Origin of the sequence: Cupriavidus sp. IK-TO18, assembly GCF_015549295.1 — a bacterium.
In the GTDB taxonomy this organism is placed as follows: domain Bacteria; phylum Pseudomonadota; class Gammaproteobacteria; order Burkholderiales; family Burkholderiaceae; genus Cupriavidus; species Cupriavidus oxalaticus_A.
The window spans coordinates 159,246-175,327 of sequence record NZ_JADGMP010000036.1; the positions used below are offsets into that span (position 1 = coordinate 159,246).

Here is a 16,082-nt window from a genome sequence, read left to right on the forward strand (position 1 = left end):
GCGTACAATTCAGGGATGATCGACCCAGCAGTCAAGCCGCCGGCCAGCGCGCCAGGCGCGCACAGTGTTCCCTCAAACGCTCCAGGGCAATCCGGCCAGGCCGGGCACGCCAACCCTGAGGAGCTGGCGGCGCTTGCGGAGTCCATCCGCGCATGGGGCGCCGCGCTGGGTTTTGCGTCGGTGCGCATCGCCGACGTCGATCTTGGCCACGCCGAGCCGGGGCTTCTGGCATGGCTGGAGCAGGGTTATCACGGCGACATGGATTATATGGCGAACCACGGCTTGCGGCGCGCCCGTCCGGCCGAACTGGTGCCGGGCACGGTACGCGCCATCGTGGCGCGCATGCCCTATGTCCCCGCCAGCGAGACCCCGCCGGGCGCGCCCGACTGGCGCCGGCGCGAACTGGCGCGGCTGGGCGATCCGGCCACCGCGGTGGTGTCGCTGTACGCGCGCGGCCGCGACTATCACAAGGTCCTGCGCAGCCGTCTCCAGCAGCTCGCCAGCCGGATCGAGGCCGAAATCGGCAAGTTCGGCTACCGCGTCTTTACCGATTCCGCGCCGGTGATGGAAGTGGCGCTGGCCAGCCAGGGGGGACTCGGCTGGCGCGGCAAGCATACGCTGCTGCTCGACCGCGACGGCGGCTCGATGTTCTTCCTGGGCGAGATCCTGGTCGATATCCCGCTGCCGGCCGATGCGCCCGAAACGGACCACTGCGGCAATTGCCACCGCTGCCTCGACATCTGCCCCACGCGCGCGATCGTCGCGCCCTACCGGCTCGATGCGCGCCGCTGCATCTCCTATCTGACCATCGAGCACAAGGGCCCGATCCCGGTCGAATTCCGCGCGCCGATGGGCAACCGTGTCTACGGCTGCGACGACTGCCAGCTGGCCTGCCCGTGGAACAAGTTCGCGCACGTGGCCAGCGTGCCGGATTTCGACGTGCGCAATGGCCTGGACGCGCCCGACATGGTGGCGCTGTTCCAGTGGACCGAAGACGAGTTCAACCAGCGCCTGGAGGGCAGCCCGATCCGCCGCATCGGCCATGAGCGCTGGCTGCGCAACCTGGCGGTGGGGCTTGGCAACAGCCTGCGCGCCGCGCTTTCCGGCACGCGCGCGGAAGACGCCGCCCTGGCCGCGCGCATCCGCGAAGCGTTGCAGGCGCGGCGCGATTCCGCTTCGCCGCTGGTGCAGGAGCATATCGACTGGGCACTCGCGCAGGGCGAGCCCGCACGCACTAGCTGACCAGGGCCAGCCACAGCGGCGTGGTAACGATGGCACCCACCGTCATCACCGATATCGTGGCCGCCACCATGGGTCCGTTGCCGCCCATGCGCACCGCCAGGATATAGGCGCTCGACGCGGTCGGCAGCGAGGCATACAGCACCACGATCTGGTACTGCAACGCGGTCAGCGGCAAGTACCGGCCCACCAGCCACGCCGTGCACGGCATCGCCAGCAGCTTGACCCCGGTCCACCACGCCACCGGCCCCGCCGTTCCGGTCGCCCCGCTCATCTGCAACCCGGCGCCCACCGTCATCAGCCCCAGCGCGGTCGAGGCCGAGCCAAGCCGGTTCAGCGTCATCGCCACCACCTCGGGCGGGTGCAAGCCCAGCAGGTTGGTCACGAGGCCGCCTGCGGTGGCCAGGATCAGCGGGTTGCGCGCCAGTTCCTTCCACAGCGCGGTCTCGCCGTGCCGGGCCAGCGCCCACACCGCCGCCACGTTGCACAGCGGCACGGTACAGCCGACGATCACCGCCATCAGCGCGAGCCCTTCGCTGCCGCCCAGGCGCGACGCCAGCGCCAGGCCGATGTAAGAGTTGAAGCGAAAGGCGGTCTGCAGGCCCGAGGCAAAGCTCAGCGCATCGGGCTTCAGCACCCACTTGACGGCGTAGCCGCCGGCCATGCCGACGGCCATCGCCAGCAGCGCCAGGCCCAGCATCGCCGAGGTCGAGGAAAAATCAAAGACCGCGGCATTGGTCGACTGGAGCAGCAGCGCCGGGAACAGCACAAAGTAGACCAGCCGCTCCACCCCGCCCCAGAAGGCGCGGTCGAACGGGGAATAGCGCACCAGCAGCCAGCCGATCAGGATCAGGCTGAAGTCAGGCACCAGCAGGAGAGCAGGAGACATTGTCGTTGTTGTTGTAATGGCGAGGGCACGGCGCGGTAACTGCCCGGCGTCCCGTCGCGATCCCGGCCGCATGGGGGATGCAAATAACGGCTGGCGATCTGGAATGTGCAGACTAGGGCAGATACGGATAGGTATTTTTCCAGATTTAGGTCAGCATGGCATGCCAAGTTGTACGCCCTGCCGCCATGTTGTCCCGCATCCGTTCCGCGCCGCCGGGCCCGGACACCCGCCTTCGCTCCCGTTCACGCCCTGGCCTGCCAAGCGGCCTGACCAGCCGCCTGCGCTCGCGCGCGGCCGCCCTGCTGGTGATGCTGTGCACCACCACCGCGGCCGTTGCCATGCCGGCGCGCGCGGTCGAGATGGAGGGAATCCGCTTCGATGACGCCGCGCGCGTGGGCGGCAAGGAACTGCAGCTCAACGGCGCCGCGCTGCGCGCGGGCTTCCTGACCAAGGGCTACGTGGCCGCGCTGTACCTGCAGGAAAAGGCCCGCAATGCGACCGTGGTACTCGGCACGCCCGGCGCCAAGCGGCTACAGTTGCGCATGCTGCGCGAGGCCGAACCGCCCGCCTTTGCCCGCGCCATCCGCCAGGGCATCCGCGACAACCACAGCGAAGCGCAGGTGCAGGGCCTGGCCGCGCGGCTGGTGCAGTTCGAGCGCACCCTGGGCGAGGTCGGCAACGCGCACAAGGGCGACGTGATCAACCTGGACTTTACCCCGCAGGCGGGCACCGTCGTCGCCATCAACGGCACGCCGCGCGGCCGCCCGATCCCTGGCGAAGACTTCTACCAGGCCGTGCTGCGGGTGTTCCTGGGCGACCGTCCGGTCGACCAGGACGTCAAGCGCGGACTGCTCGGCGGATAACGCGGCAGCCCTCCTTTACGCTGCGGCCGCCCTCATTTACGCTGCCGCCGCCGTGCCTGTACCTGTGGCACCGCGACGGTTTCTTTGCTTCCGGGCAGCACCCTGCCCGGACTTCTGACGGGAGACATGATCTCATGCAAGCTGGCAAACTCGCTCTGACCCTGGCCCTGGCCGCGGCCGCCACCACGGCGCACGCCCAGAGCTTTCCGACCAAGCCGATCCGCCTGATTATTCCGTTCGCACCGGGCGGCACCACCGACATCGTCGGCCGCGGCGCCGCTGACCAGATGAGCCGCATCCTGGGCCAGCCGGTGGTCGTGGAAAACCGCGCCGGCGGGGGCGGCTCGATCGGTGCGGACGCGATCGCCAAGGCGGCGCCGGACGGCTACACCATCGGCATCTCGACGGTGTCGACCATGGCCGTGAACCCGGCCTGCAACCCCAAGCTGTCGTACGACCCGATCAAGGACTTCAAGCCCATCACCAACCTGGCCAACGTGGCCAACGTGATCGCGGTGAACCCGAACTTCCCGGCCAAGACCTACAAGGAATTCCTGGCCGTGCTGAAAGCCAACCCGGGCAAGTACTCTTACGCGTCATCGGGCACCTGCGGCTTCGGCCACATGCTGGGCGAGCAGTTCAAGGTCTCGACCAAGACCTTCATGGTCCATATCCCGTACCGCGGCGCGGGCCCGGCGCTGAACGACGTGCTGGCCGGCCAGGTACCGATCATGGTGGACAACCTGCCGTCGTCGATGCCCTACATCAAGGCCGGCAAGCTGCGCCCGCTGGTGGTGGCCTGGAACAAGCGCCTGGACTCGCTGCCGGACGTGCCGACCTTCGGCGAAATGGGCCTGAAGGAGCCGAACGACCCGGCCTGGTACGGCCTGGTGGCGCCTGCCGGCACGCCTGACGACGTCATCAAGAAGCTGAACGAGGCCGCGGTCAAGGCCCTGCAGGACAAGGGCTTCCAGGAGCGCCTGCGCACCGCCGGCGCCGAGCCGTCGGGCAATACGCCGGCGCAGCACGCGGCCGAGATCAAGAAGGAATTCGACAAGATGAAGAACCTGGTGAAGGTGCAGAACATCAAGCTGGAGCAGTAATCCGGCCGCAGCATCGCATTCGCCACTGAAGGCCGCCAGCCAGGGCGGCCTTTTTTCTTGCCGGCGCAAAAAGCACTAGAATCCAGCATCCGCCCCAGCCAGACCGCCATGCCCGCCATATACGATGCCATCCTCCCTGCCCCGTTCGGCAAGGTCGGCGTGCGCACGGACGGCACACGCATCCGGGCCATCGTGTACCTGCCCGGGCACGTCGAGGCACGCGCGCCGGCCGATGCGCAGGCGCGGGAACTCGTGGCCCGGCTCGAAGCGCAGCTCGAGGCCTACTACGCCAACCCCGACGCGCGCTTCGACCTGCCGCTGGCACCGGCGGGCAGCGATTTCCAGCAGCGCGTCTGGCAGGCCATCGCCGCCGTGCCGCGCGGCGCCACCACCACCTACGGCACTATTGCCGGGGCCATCGGCGCGATGCCGCGCGCGGTGGGCCAGGCCTGCGGCCAGAACCCGTTCCCGATCGTGATTCCCTGCCATCGCGTGGTCTCGGCCCGCGGCATCGGCGGCTTCTCCCATCATGCCGAAGATGGTTTCTACCTCGACGTCAAACGCTGGCTGCTGCGCCATGAGGGCGCCATGCTGATATGAGCCCCGTGACACGCACGGCAGCGGCGGACGCACCGCCCGACCTCGCCGCGTCTCCCAGCGATGCCGACGCGGCGCTGGTCGGCCGCTTCTGCGATGCGCTGTGGCTGGAAGACGGCCTGTCGCAGAACACCATCGACGCCTACCGGCGCGACCTGACCCTGCTGGCGCGCTGGCTGCGCCACGAAGGCTGCGGCGAGCTGCCGGCCGTGGACGACAGCGTGCTGTCGGCCTACTTCAACGCGCGCCACACGCAGACGCGCGCGTCGTCGGCCAACCGCCGGCTCGCGGTGTTCCGGCGCTTCTACCAGTGGGCGCTGCGCGAGCACGTCGTCGAGGCCGATCCCTGCCTGCTGCTGCGCCCCGCCAAGCAGCCGCCGCGCTACCCCAAGACCCTGACCGAGGCGCAGGTCGACGCGCTGCTGGAAGCGCCCGACACCGGCACGCCGCTGGGCCTGCGCGACCGCACCATGCTGGAGCTGATGTACGCCAGCGGCCTGCGCGTGTCCGAGCTGACGCAGATGAAGACCATCGAGATCGGCCTGAACGAGGGCGTGGCGCGCGTGGTTGGCGGCAAGGGCGACAAGGAACGGCTGGTCCCGTTCGGCCAGCAGGCTGCCGACTGGCTGCGCAGCTACCTCGCCAGCGCGCGTCCCGCGCTGCTGGCCGGGCGCGCCTGCGACGCGCTGTTCGTCACGCAGCGCGGCGAGGGCATGACGCGGCAGGCGTTCTGGCACCTGATCAAGCGCCACGCGCGCGATGCCGGCGTGCACGCGCCGCTGTCGCCGCACACGCTGCGGCACGCCTTTGCCACGCACCTGCTCAACCACGGCGCCGACCTGCGCGTGGTGCAGCTGCTGCTCGGCCATGCCGATATCTCCACCACGCAGATCTACACCCACGTCGCGCGCGAGCGCCTGCGCGAGCTGCACCAGCAGCACCATCCGCGTGGGTGAGTGAAACTTAGCGACACTTAGCGGCACCATCGCCATGAGCAAGAACAAGCACGTCTCCGAAACCCCCGCCACCCAGTTCCTGCGCAAGCAAGGCGTGGCCTTCGGCGAACACCCCTATGAATACGTCGAGCATGGCGGCACCGGAGAATCGGCGCGCCAGCTCGGCGTTCCCGAGCACGACGTGGTCAAGACCCTGATCATGGAAGACGAGCGCGCGCAGCCGCTGGTGGTGCTGATGCACGGCGACTGCTCGGTCTCGACCAAGAACCTGGCGCGCCAGACCGGGCGCAAGAGCGTGCAGCCGTGCAAGCCGGAAGTGGCGCAGCGCCACAGCGGCTACATGGTCGGCGGCACCTCGCCGTTCGGCACGCGCAAGCGCATGCCGGTGTATGTGGAGGCCACGGTGCTGGAGCTGGAACGCATCTACATCAACGGTGGGCGGCGCGGCTACCTCGTCAGCCTGGACCCGAAGCTGCTGCGGGGACTGGTCGATGCACAACCGGTCCAATGCGCGCTGCCTGACTGAGGCACTGGCCAGGCGCCCCAGTCGCCACCTGGGCGACACCTGGCGACACGCGCATGGCGGCCGCGCATGCCAATCCGGGAAGTCACGGACGTGGTGAAGGCGCCGCCGCGCTACAATCCCGCCAGCTTGAAAACACCCCACTGCACATGGCTAACCTGCCTAACCTGATATTCGCCCTCGCCGCCTACCTGATCGGCTCGATTTCCTTTGCCGTTGTCGTCAGCAAGCTGATGGGGCTGCCGGATCCGCATTCATACGGCTCGGGCAACCCGGGGGCGACCAATGTGCTGCGCACCGGCAACAAGAAGGCCGCGATCCTGACGCTGATCGGCGATGCGCTGAAGGGCTGGCTGGCGGTGTGGCTGGCGGCGCGCTTCGGCCCGGCCTACGGGTTGAACGAGACCGGCCTGGCCATGGTGGCGCTGGCGGTGTTTCTCGGCCACCTGTTCCCGGTGTACCACCGCTTTGCCGGCGGCAAGGGCGTGGCCACGGCGGCCGGCATCCTGCTGGCGGTCGACCCGATCCTGGGGCTGGGCACGCTGGCCACCTGGCTGATCATTGCGTTCTTCTTCCGCTATTCGTCGCTGGCGGCACTGGTGTCTGCCATCTTCGCGCCGTTCTTTTATGTGCTGATGAATGGCGTGGATGTGATGACTGGTGCCATCTTCGTGATCAGCGTGCTGCTGATCGCGCGGCACCGGCAGAATATTGCCAAGCTGCTGGCCGGCAAGGAAAGCCGGATCGGGGACAAGAAGAAGGTCTGAGCATTACACTGCCAGCGCCGGCGTCCGGCGCGCGCTTTCCGCGGCCGGGCCCTGCCACGGCGGGTCTTTCCCGCTGATCCACGGCGGCGGGCCTGTCTCCGCCGTCCCATCGCGGCCGGCCACGTAACCGGCCCGTGCCAGGAGAATGCAAGCCGATGAGCGAAGCGCTTTGCTTTCTTTCCGCTGCCGAGCTGCAGGCCGGCATCCGCGGCAAGGACATCTCCCCGGTCGAACTGATGGACGCCGTGCTGGCCCGTGCCGCACGGCTGCAGCCCGGGCTCAACTGCTTCATCACGCTATGCGCCGACGAGGCCATGGCCGCCGCCCGCGCCGCCGAGCAGGACGTGATGGCTGGCCGGCCGCTCGCTCCGCTGCATGGCAGCCCGTTCACCGTCAAGGACATCGTCAACACGCGCGGCGTGCGCACAACCTTTGGCGCCGTACCGATGCGCGGCAATGTGCCGGGCGAAGACGCTGTCGCAGTGGCCCGTCTACGCGCGCAGGGAGCCATCCTCGTCGGCAAGACCACTACCCCGGAGTTCGGCCCCAAGTGCCTGACCGATTCGCCGCTGTTTGGCCGCACGCGCAATGCCTGGCACGCGCAGCGCACCAGCGGCGGCGCCGCGGTGGCAGTCGCGAGCGGCATCGCACCGCTGGCGGTAGCGACCGATGGCGGCGGCTCGACCCGCATCCCGGCGGCCTGCAACGGTGTGGTCGGCATCAAGCAGAGCCAGGGCGTGATCCCGCACAGCCAGGCGCAGGACCTGTTCGGCAACCAGACCTATGTCACGCCGACCACGCGCACGGTGATGGACACCGCGCTGATGATGCAGGCGATGGCCGGCGAGCATCCTTGCGACCCCTGGTCGCTGGGCGTGCCGGCCGCCGATTATGTGGCAGCCGCACAGCCCCACGGCGACCTGCGCGGCGTACGCATCCGCTATTGCCTGGCGCCGCCGGGCCACGCGGTGGCCACAGATGTGGCGGCGGCGTTCGAGGCCAGCCTGGAGCGGCTGCGCGAACTGGGCGCCGTGCTGGAGCCGTTTTCCGGCGACGGCTTTGAAGTCGAGCCGATCTGGCGCGCCATCAACCATACGGTCTGGCGCACCCGCTTCGCGCCGATCGTGGCACAGCATCGCGAGGCCCTCAGCGCAACCTTCGTGCGCCAGGTGGAATCCGCCGCGCACGTGACCGGCATGGAATACCAGCAGGCCATGTTCGAGCGCTCGAAGCTGTTCCTGCGCGTGCAAGGCCTGCTGGCGGATGCCGAACTGCTGGCGATGCCCACGCTCACGCGCACGGCCCTGCCGCTTGACCAGGACCTGTTCGGCCAGATCGAGATCGACGGCCAGCTCTACGACAATGTGCGCGCGAGCTGGTTTCCTTGGACCATGCCGTTCAACATGACCGGCCATCCGGCGATCAGCCTGCCCTGGCAAGACGGTGTTCATCGGGCCATCGCCGCTGTTCACGATCTTTCCGCTGACCTACAAGAAGCTCGGCTACGACGCCGACAAGCCTCTCGCTCTTCGCTGCGGCGGGCATCTGGTAGCTATTTGATATGCCCTGGTTTCGCCCCTGAAGGGGCGAGTCACTTTTGCCCGAGCGGCAAAAGTAACCAAAAACGCGTTTACGGCCCTGCGGGCGGCCACTCTTATCGTAGTGGGCTACGGCTTTCGTACGGGGCTTGGCTTCGTTGCAGGGCAGGACTGCCTGACGCCCTGGTGCGCCACGGTGGCTCGGGATTGACGCCATTGTTGAACGAGCCCAGAGCTGTTGGGTGGCCCCTGCTGCTAGCGGCAACGTAGGAACGCCTACGGCTGCGCTGCGCGCCGGCAGCATCTCAGGTCAGGGGCTCTGGCGCGGAACGCGTCGCTGCGCTCGCCTGGCGCTATCGCCGATGAGCCCACAGGCCTGTCCTTGCCCGTTGTTTGCTCCCCTCTCCCGCTTGCGGGAGGGGGCAGGGGTGAGGGCCGGAGCCTCCACGAAGTGCATCCGGTCAATTCCGTCAGACCGGGCGGAGGGCGGAACCGGGCATATCAAATTCCACCAGATGCCAAGTCGCAGCAAAACCGAACTTAAGCCCCCACCGCCCCAAACACCATCTCGACCCTAAACCCGCCCCCGTCGGCATTGACGAGATTGAGCTTCCCCCCAGCCTGCCGCACCAGCCGATCCACAATCGCCAACCCCAACCCGGAATGCGCATTCCCGCCCCGGGCCGGATCGAGGCGCACAAACGGCAGCGTGACGCGTTCCTTGTCCTCTTCGGGAATCCCGGCCCCCTGGTCTTCGACCACCAGCACATAACCATCAGCCGTACGCGTCGTAGCAATGCAAACCGGCGGCTTGCCGTAGGCATAAGCATTGTCAACAAGATTCCCGATAATCCGATCCAGCTGCGTAGCGATCATCCGGAACCCATCCCCCGCCCCCAGCGACAACACCACCTGCCGCTCCTGCTCGGCCAGCGAAGCCGCCAGTTCATTGACCCGCCGGTCCACCGGCACTGGCCGCGCCGTCGATTCACTGGTCTGTGCAAAGCTCAGGAACTGCTCAACGATCGCCTGCATCGAATCCACGTCGCGCGTAACCCCCGCCGCGGCCTTGGGATCGGACAGCATTTCGGCACGCAGCCGCAGCCGCGCCAGCGGCGTCTTCAGGTCATGCGCGATCCCGGCCAGCATCGTATTGCGCTCCTGGTCGATCCGCGCCAGGTCGGCCACCATGCGATTGAAGCGCTCGATCAGCTGGCGCAGCTCATGCGGCCCGCGTTCGCGCAAGGGCGGCACCGCGCGCTGGCGCGACAGCAGCTCGGCCGCGTTGGCCATGTCCCGCACCGGCCGCTGCAGCTGCCACGCGATCAGCAGCGCGAACACGATGGCCACGCCCACCACCAGCATCACGCCCGGCACCAGCCGGTTGTCAGGCGGCGGGTTGTGGACCCAGAGAATCGGCATCGCGATCCAGTCATCGCGGCTCGGCAGCTTGATCCAGATGCGCGGCGTGGTCTCGTCCTCGAGCCGGACCTCGGTGCCCTGCGGCAGCCGCGAGATGAACTGCTCGACCAGGCGGCGCGAGCGGCCGCCCTTGGGCGCGGTGGCGTGCTCATCGGCGCTGGCGGTATCGGCGGTCTCCACCAGGCTGGGCAGCTTGGCCGGCGGGTGCGCATCGAGCGCGCGCTCGATGCTGTCGAGCTGGAACAGCATCTGCTCCACGGAATAGTCGACCTGCTGCTGGCGCCGGTCCATGCGCAGGATGGCCAGCCACGAGAAGTGGCTGATCACGAGCACGGCCGCGATCAGCAAGGCAATGCGGCCGAACAGGGTGTCGATACGTCGCAACTTCATCGGGAAGCAGGCTCGGGTGGCACGCGGCGGCACGTAAAGGCGATAAAACGGCCGGCCGCCGCGGGCTTTAATCGGAAAGCTCGGCGGGAATCTCTTCCGCTTCGTCGGGCACGAAGGTGTAGCCGCGGCCGCGCACGGTCTGGATATAGCGCGGGCGCTGCGCGTCTTCGTCGAGCAGCCGGCGCAGGCGCCAGATCTGCACGTCGATGCCGCGGTCGCTGATGCCGCTGGCGCTGCCGTACATCAGCTCGACGATACGCTCGCGCGATAGCACTTCGAGCGGATGCATCAGCAGCAGCTTGAGCAACGCGAACTCGGTATCGCTGATCGACAGCGGCTGGCCGGCGCGGCTCAGCGTGCGCTGGCGGAAATTGACGCGGAACGGGCCAAACGCGACCGATTCGCGGTCCTCCGGCGCTGCCGCGGGGCGGGCCAGCTTGCGGCGCAGCACGGCGTTGATGCGCGCCAGCAGCTCGCGCGGCGAGAAGGGCTTGCCGAGGTAGTCGTCGGCGCCGATCTCCAGGCCCACGATGCGGTCGATCTCGTCGCTGCGGGCAGTAAGCAGGATCACCGGGATGTCGTCGTTCTTGGCGCGCAGGTTGCGCAGCGCGGTCAGGCCGTCGACCTTGGGCATCATCAGGTCGAGCACGATCAGCGCTGGCCGCTCGCGCTCCAGGCGCGCCTGCAGGCCGTCGCCGTCGTGCAGCACCGAGACGGCAAAGCCCTGCTGGGTCAGGTACTCGCGCAGCAGGTCGCGGAGTTCGGGATCGTCGTCGACGACGAGGATCTGGGTAGGCTGGTTCGTTCGCATAGGCACATGATAGTCAGCCCGCGCGGCGCACACGCCGGATCGGCCGGGCGGTTTTGTTTCCGGAGGTTACACCTGGGGCGCTGGTAATCCTCTGTAATAAAAGCGCCGGGCGCCGAAATACGGGCGTCCGCGCCCGCACATTATCCTTGCCGCATGACTTGCCAACGGCGCCGCCCCATGCGCGCCGCACGGCACTTGCCGGCACGCCGGCGGCCGCCGGGCGCGCTGCCCCCGCGGCCGGCCGGCGCCCATTGCGTTGCGGCATACTGCTGCATCCAGCGTCACTTGCCAGCAGAACACCGCGGCGCGCCCGGGCGCGCCGTTCCCAGGATTGCGGACATGTCCAACCCCGAACAAGGCCAACCTAACCCTCCCCCATCCCCGTCTTCCCGTCCGCCCCTGCCGCCCGGCGGCACCCCACCGCGCAGGAGCCGGCGCCGGCTGTATGCCGGGCTGCTGGTGCTGCTGCTGGCCGGAGGCGGCTGGTACTGGTATGCGCACCGCGGCGACGCCCCCAAGGGCACCGCGGGCGGCCCGGGCGGCGCCGGCGGACCCGGTGCGGGAGGTCCTGGCGGTCCTGGCGGGCCAGGGGGCCGCGCCGGCATGCCGCGCTCGCCGGTCGTGGTCGCCACCGTGGCCCAGCGCGACATGGACGTGGTCCTGAACGGGCTGGGCAACGTGACCCCGGTCTCTAACGTGACCGTGCGCGCGCAGGTGTCCGGCCCGCTGCTGAAGGTGCTGTTCAAGGAAGGCCAGATGGTCAGGGCCGGCGACGTGCTGGCCGAGATCGACCCGCGCCCGTTCCAGGCCGCGCTCGACCAGGCCGTGGGCCAGCTGGCGCGCGACCAGGCCCTGCTGCAGAACGCGAAGCTGGACCAGCAGCGCTACCGCACCCTGCTGGGCCAGGATTCGATCTCCAAGCAGCAGGTCGATACCCAGGACGCGCTGGTGCGCCAGTACGAAGGCGTGGTCAAGACCGACCAGGGCAACGTGGCCAATGCGCGCCTGCAGCTGGGCTACACCAGGATCGTGGCGCCGGTGTCGGGCCGCATCGGCCTGCGCCAGGTCGATCCGGGCAATATCGTCAACACCAGCGACGCCAACGGCATCGCGCTGATCACGCAGATCCAGCCGATCGCCGTGATGTACACCATCCCCGAGGACAACCTGCCGTCGGTGCTGAAGAAGCTCAACGCCGGCGAAAAGCTGCCGGTGCAGGCGTGGGACCGCCAGGTGCGCAACCAGCTGGGCGAAGGCACGCTGCTGACCACCGACAACCAGATCGACACCACCACCGGCACGGTCAAGCTCAAGGCGGTCTTCCCCAATGAAGACGGGATGCTGTTCCCGAACCAGTTCGTCAACGTGCGCACGCGCGTCGACACGCTCAAGGACGCCACCGTGATTCCGGTGGCGGCGATCCAGCGCGGACAGCAGGGCACGTTCGTCTACACCGTCGACGACGCCAACAAGGTCAAGGTCCAGGTGATCACCCTCGGCCCGGGCGATGGCAGCCGCAATGCGGTGCTCAAGGGCCTGGAGCCCGGCCAGCGCGTGGTGGTGGATGGCGCCGACCGGCTCAAGGAAGGCATGACGGTCGAAGCAGTCGACCCGGCCGCGCGTGCCGCGGCGACGGTGCCGGCCAGCCAGCCGCGCGGGCGCGGCCGACGCAACCGCGACGGCGCTGGCTGGGGCGGTGCCAGCGCGCCGCATGGCGATGCCAGCGGCGCGGCCGCGGGCGGCGCTTCCGGCGCTTCCGATGCTTCCGGCGCGGCCGGCGAGCATCGGCGCCAGCGTGAAGGCGGCGCCAGCGCTCCAGGTGCGGAAGGCCCGCGCCGCCAGCAGCAGTAAGGACCGCGCATGAACCCATCACGCCTCTTCATCCAGCGCCCGGTCGCTACGGCGCTGCTGATGCTGGCCATCCTGCTCTCCGGGCTGGTGGCCTACCGGCTGCTGCCGCTGTCGGCGCTGCCGGAGGTCGACTACCCGACGATCCAGGTCACCACGCTCTACCCCGGCGCCAGCCCCGACGTGATGACTTCGTCGGTGACCGCGCCGCTGGAGCGGCAGTTCGGCCAGATGCCCGGCCTGAAGCAGATGTCGTCGTCCTCGTCGGGCGGCGCCTCGGTGATCACGCTGCAGTTCGAGCTGACGCTGCCGCTGGACGTGGCCGAGCAGGAAGTGCAGGCCGCCATCAATGCCGGCAGCAACCTGCTGCCGTCCGACCTGCCGATGCCGCCGGTCTACAGCAAGGTCAACCCGGCCGACGCGCCGATCATGACCATCGCCATGACGTCCGACACCATGCCGCTGCCCAAGCTGCAGGACATGGTGGATACGCGCGTGGCGCAGAAGATCTCGCAGATCCAGGGCGTGGGCCTGGTCACCATCAGCGGCGGGCAGCGCCCCGCGGTGCGCATCCAGGCCAACCCGGCCGCGCTGGCATCGCTCGGCATGTCGATCGACGACCTGCGCACCGCGATCGGCTCGGCCAACGTCAACGGCGCCAAGGGCAGCTTCGACGGCCCGCAGCGCGCGTCGACCATCGACGCCAACGACCAGCTGCGGTCCGCCGACGAATACCGCCAGATCATCCTCGGCTACAAGAACGGCGCGCCGATCCGCATCACCGACGTCGCCGAGATCGTCGACGGCCCCGAGAACAGCCGCCTGGCCGCGTGGGCCAACGACAAGCCCGCGATCGTGCTGAACATCCAGCGCCAGCCCGGCGCGAACGTGATCGAGGTGGTCGACCGCATCAAGGCACTGCTGCCGCAGCTGCAGAACGCGCTGCCGGCGTCGGTGCACGTGCAGCTGCTGACCGACCGCACCACCACCATCCGCGCCTCGGTCGAGGACGTGCAGTTCGAGCTGCTGCTGGCGATCGCGCTGGTGGTGCTGGTGATCTTCCTGTTCCTACGCAATATCCCCGCCACCATCATCCCGGGCGTGGCGGTGCCGCTGTCGCTGGTGGGCACGTTCGGCGTGATGTACCTGGCCGGGTTCTCGATCAACAACCTGACGCTGATGGCGCTGACCATTGCCACCGGCTTCGTGGTCGACGATGCGATCGTGATGATCGAGAACATCATGCGCTACATCGAGAAAGGCGATTCGCCGATGCAGGCGGCGCTCAAGGGCTCGAAGCAGATTGGCTTCACCATCATCTCGCTGACCTTCTCGCTGGTGGCGGTGCTGATCCCGCTGCTGTTCATGGGCGACGTGGTCGGCCGGCTGTTCCGCGAGTTCGCGATCACGCTGGCGGTATCGATCCTGATCTCGGCGGTGGTGTCGCTGACGCTCACGCCGATGATGTGCGCGCGGCTGCTGCACCATGTGCCGGAAGAGAGGCTGTCGCGCTTCCACCGCGCCACCGGCCGCTTCTTCGACAACGTGATCGAGCGCTACGGGCGCGCGCTGGACTGGGTGCTCGATCGCCAGAAGGCAACGCTGGTCGTGGCCGTGGCCACGCTGGCGCTGACCGTGCTGCTGTACCTGCTGGTGCCCAAGGGCTTCTTCCCGGTGCAGGACACCGGCGTGATCCAGGGCATCACCGAGGCCGCGCAGACCACCTCCTTCGGCGCCATGGCGCGCAAGCAGGAAGCGGTGGCCAAGGTGGTGATGCAGGACCCGGCGGTGGCGAGCCTGTCGTCGTTCATCGGCGTGGATGGCAGCAACACCACGCTCAACGCCGGGCGCATGCTGATCAACCTCAAGCCCAAGGGCGAGCGCGACCCCATCGACGTGGTCACGCAGCGCCTGCAGCATGCGGTGCAGAGCCTCGGCGGCGTCTCGCTGTTCACGCAGCCGGTGCAGGACCTGACCATCGAGGACAAGGTCTCGCGCACGCAGTACCAGTTCACGGTGGAAGATCCCGATCCCGAGACGCTGGCCGCGTGGGTGCCGAAGCTGGTGGAGCGCCTGCGCCAGGAGCCGGAGCTGCGCGACGTCACCAGCGACCAGCAGAACAACGGCCTGCGCGCCTATGTCGATATCGACCGCGACGCCGCGGCGCGCTTCGGCATCACCACCGCGGTGATCGACAGCGCGCTGTACAGCGCCTTCGGCCAGCGGCTGGTGTCGACCATCTTCACGCAGTCGAGCCAGTACCGCGTGGTGCTGGAGACCATGCCGGAGTTCCGCAAAAGCCCGCAATCGCTGGCCGAGCTGCGCCTGCCCTCCTCTTCCGGCGGACAGGTGCCGCTGGGCGCGTTCGCGCGCATCACCGAGCGCACCGGGCCTCTGGTGATCAACCACCAGGGGCAATTCCCCGCGGCGACGATCTCGTTCAACCTGGCGCATGGCGAATCGCTCGGCGCCGCGGTCGACAAGATCACCAGGGTGGAGCAGGAGCTGGGCCTGCCGATCTCGATGCAGACCAGCTTCCAGGGCGCGGCGCTGGCGTTCCGCGCGTCGCTGTCGAACACGCTGTGGCTGATCCTGGCCGCGGTGGTGACGATGTATATCGTGCTGGGCGTGCTGTATGAAAGCACCATCCACCCGGTCACGATCCTGTCGACGTTACCGTCCGCAGGCGTGGGCGCGTTGCTGGCGTTGCTGGTGGCGGGGATGGACCTGGGCATCATCGCCATCATCGGCATCATCCTGCTGATCGGCATCGTCAAGAAGAACGCGATCATGATGATCGACTTCGCGCTCGAGGCCGAGCGCGAAGGCGGCATGACGCCGCGCGACGCGATCTTCCAGGCCTGCCTGCTGCGTTTCCGCCCGATCCTTATGACCACCATGGCGGCGCTGCTGGCGGCGCTGCCGCTGATGCTGGGCTCCGGCATCGGCAGCGAGCTGCGCCAGCCGCTGGGCGTGACCATGGTGGGCGGCCTGCTGGTCAGCCAGGTGCTGACGCTGTTCACCACGCCGGTGATCTACCTGGCCTTCGACCGCGTGGCGACGCGCGTGAAGGGCTGGCGCAAGCGCCGCTTCGGTGATCCGGAGGAAGGCGGCACAGGCGAGGAGCCGGTCTGAA

13 protein-coding genes are annotated in these 16,082 nt (G+C 68.4%); 10 read left to right on the plus strand and 3 right to left on the minus strand.

From position 1 onward, the window contains the following. Positions 1-15 precede the first annotated feature (15 nt). Positions 16-1,242, plus strand: coding sequence for a tRNA epoxyqueuosine(34) reductase QueG (queG, locus tag IPF36_RS29235; protein ID WP_255519934.1), 1,227 nt, complete (start codon positions 16-18; stop codon positions 1,240-1,242). Here the strand turns inward: queG and IPF36_RS29240 are convergent. Further along, positions 1,235-2,128, minus strand: coding sequence for an AEC family transporter (locus tag IPF36_RS29240; protein WP_135704576.1), 894 nt, complete (start codon positions 2,126-2,128; stop codon positions 1,235-1,237). The genes queG and IPF36_RS29240 overlap by 8 nt on opposite strands. Before the next feature lie 308 nt (positions 2,129-2,436). On the opposite strand from IPF36_RS29240, the gene IPF36_RS29245 reads away from it, so the two are divergent. The 7 genes from IPF36_RS29245 (at position 2,437) to IPF36_RS29275 (ending at position 8,745) form a co-directional block, all read left to right on the plus strand. Further along, complete coding sequence (locus IPF36_RS29245; RefSeq protein WP_240745978.1) at positions 2,437-2,991, plus strand: chalcone isomerase family protein; 555 nt, start codon at positions 2,437-2,439, stop codon at positions 2,989-2,991. A gap of 134 nt (positions 2,992-3,125) precedes the next feature. Next, a complete protein-coding gene (locus tag IPF36_RS29250; protein ID WP_135704572.1) occupies positions 3,126-4,094 on the plus strand; it encodes a tripartite tricarboxylate transporter substrate binding protein BugE in 969 nt (322 codons plus the stop codon). Between the two features lie 108 nt (positions 4,095-4,202). Beyond that, on the plus strand, positions 4,203-4,694 hold the full coding sequence (locus IPF36_RS29255) for a methylated-DNA--[protein]-cysteine S-methyltransferase (protein ID WP_195431745.1): 492 nt from the start codon (positions 4,203-4,205) through the stop codon (positions 4,692-4,694). A gap of 74 nt (positions 4,695-4,768) precedes the next feature. Further along, on the plus strand, positions 4,769-5,647 hold the full coding sequence (gene xerD / locus IPF36_RS29260; protein WP_255519940.1) for a site-specific tyrosine recombinase XerD: 879 nt from the start codon (positions 4,769-4,771) through the stop codon (positions 5,645-5,647). 34 nt (positions 5,648-5,681) lie between these two features. After that, complete coding sequence (locus IPF36_RS29265; RefSeq protein WP_133093835.1) at positions 5,682-6,173, plus strand: aminoacyl-tRNA deacylase; 492 nt, start codon at positions 5,682-5,684, stop codon at positions 6,171-6,173. Between the two features lie 155 nt (positions 6,174-6,328). Continuing rightward, positions 6,329-6,937, plus strand: a complete 609-nt coding sequence (plsY, locus tag IPF36_RS29270; protein WP_133094214.1) for a glycerol-3-phosphate 1-O-acyltransferase PlsY — start codon at positions 6,329-6,331, stop codon at positions 6,935-6,937. 155 nt (positions 6,938-7,092) lie between these two features. After that, positions 7,093-8,745, plus strand: coding sequence for an amidase (locus IPF36_RS29275; protein WP_255519935.1), 1,653 nt, complete (start codon positions 7,093-7,095; stop codon positions 8,743-8,745). Between the two features lie 270 nt (positions 8,746-9,015). On the opposite strand, the gene IPF36_RS29280 is transcribed toward IPF36_RS29275, so the two are convergent. Beyond that, positions 9,016-10,287 (minus strand): ATP-binding protein, encoded by a 1,272-nt coding sequence (locus IPF36_RS29280; RefSeq protein WP_133093834.1) that lies wholly within the window; start codon positions 10,285-10,287, stop codon positions 9,016-9,018. A 67-nt stretch (positions 10,288-10,354) separates the two neighbouring features. Beyond that, positions 10,355-11,098: a response regulator gene (locus tag IPF36_RS29285; RefSeq protein ID WP_135704564.1), complete on the minus strand. Its 744-nt coding sequence runs from the start codon at positions 11,096-11,098 to the stop codon at positions 10,355-10,357. Between the two features lie 339 nt (positions 11,099-11,437). On the opposite strand from IPF36_RS29285, the gene IPF36_RS29290 reads away from it, so the two are divergent. Next, positions 11,438-12,949, plus strand: coding sequence for an MdtA/MuxA family multidrug efflux RND transporter periplasmic adaptor subunit (locus tag IPF36_RS29290; RefSeq protein ID WP_195431750.1), 1,512 nt, complete (start codon positions 11,438-11,440; stop codon positions 12,947-12,949). A gap of 9 nt (positions 12,950-12,958) precedes the next feature. Continuing rightward, on the plus strand, positions 12,959-16,081 hold the full coding sequence (locus IPF36_RS29295) for an MdtB/MuxB family multidrug efflux RND transporter permease subunit (RefSeq protein WP_195431752.1): 3,123 nt from the start codon (positions 12,959-12,961) through the stop codon (positions 16,079-16,081). The last annotated feature ends 1 nt before the right edge of the window (position 16,082 follow it).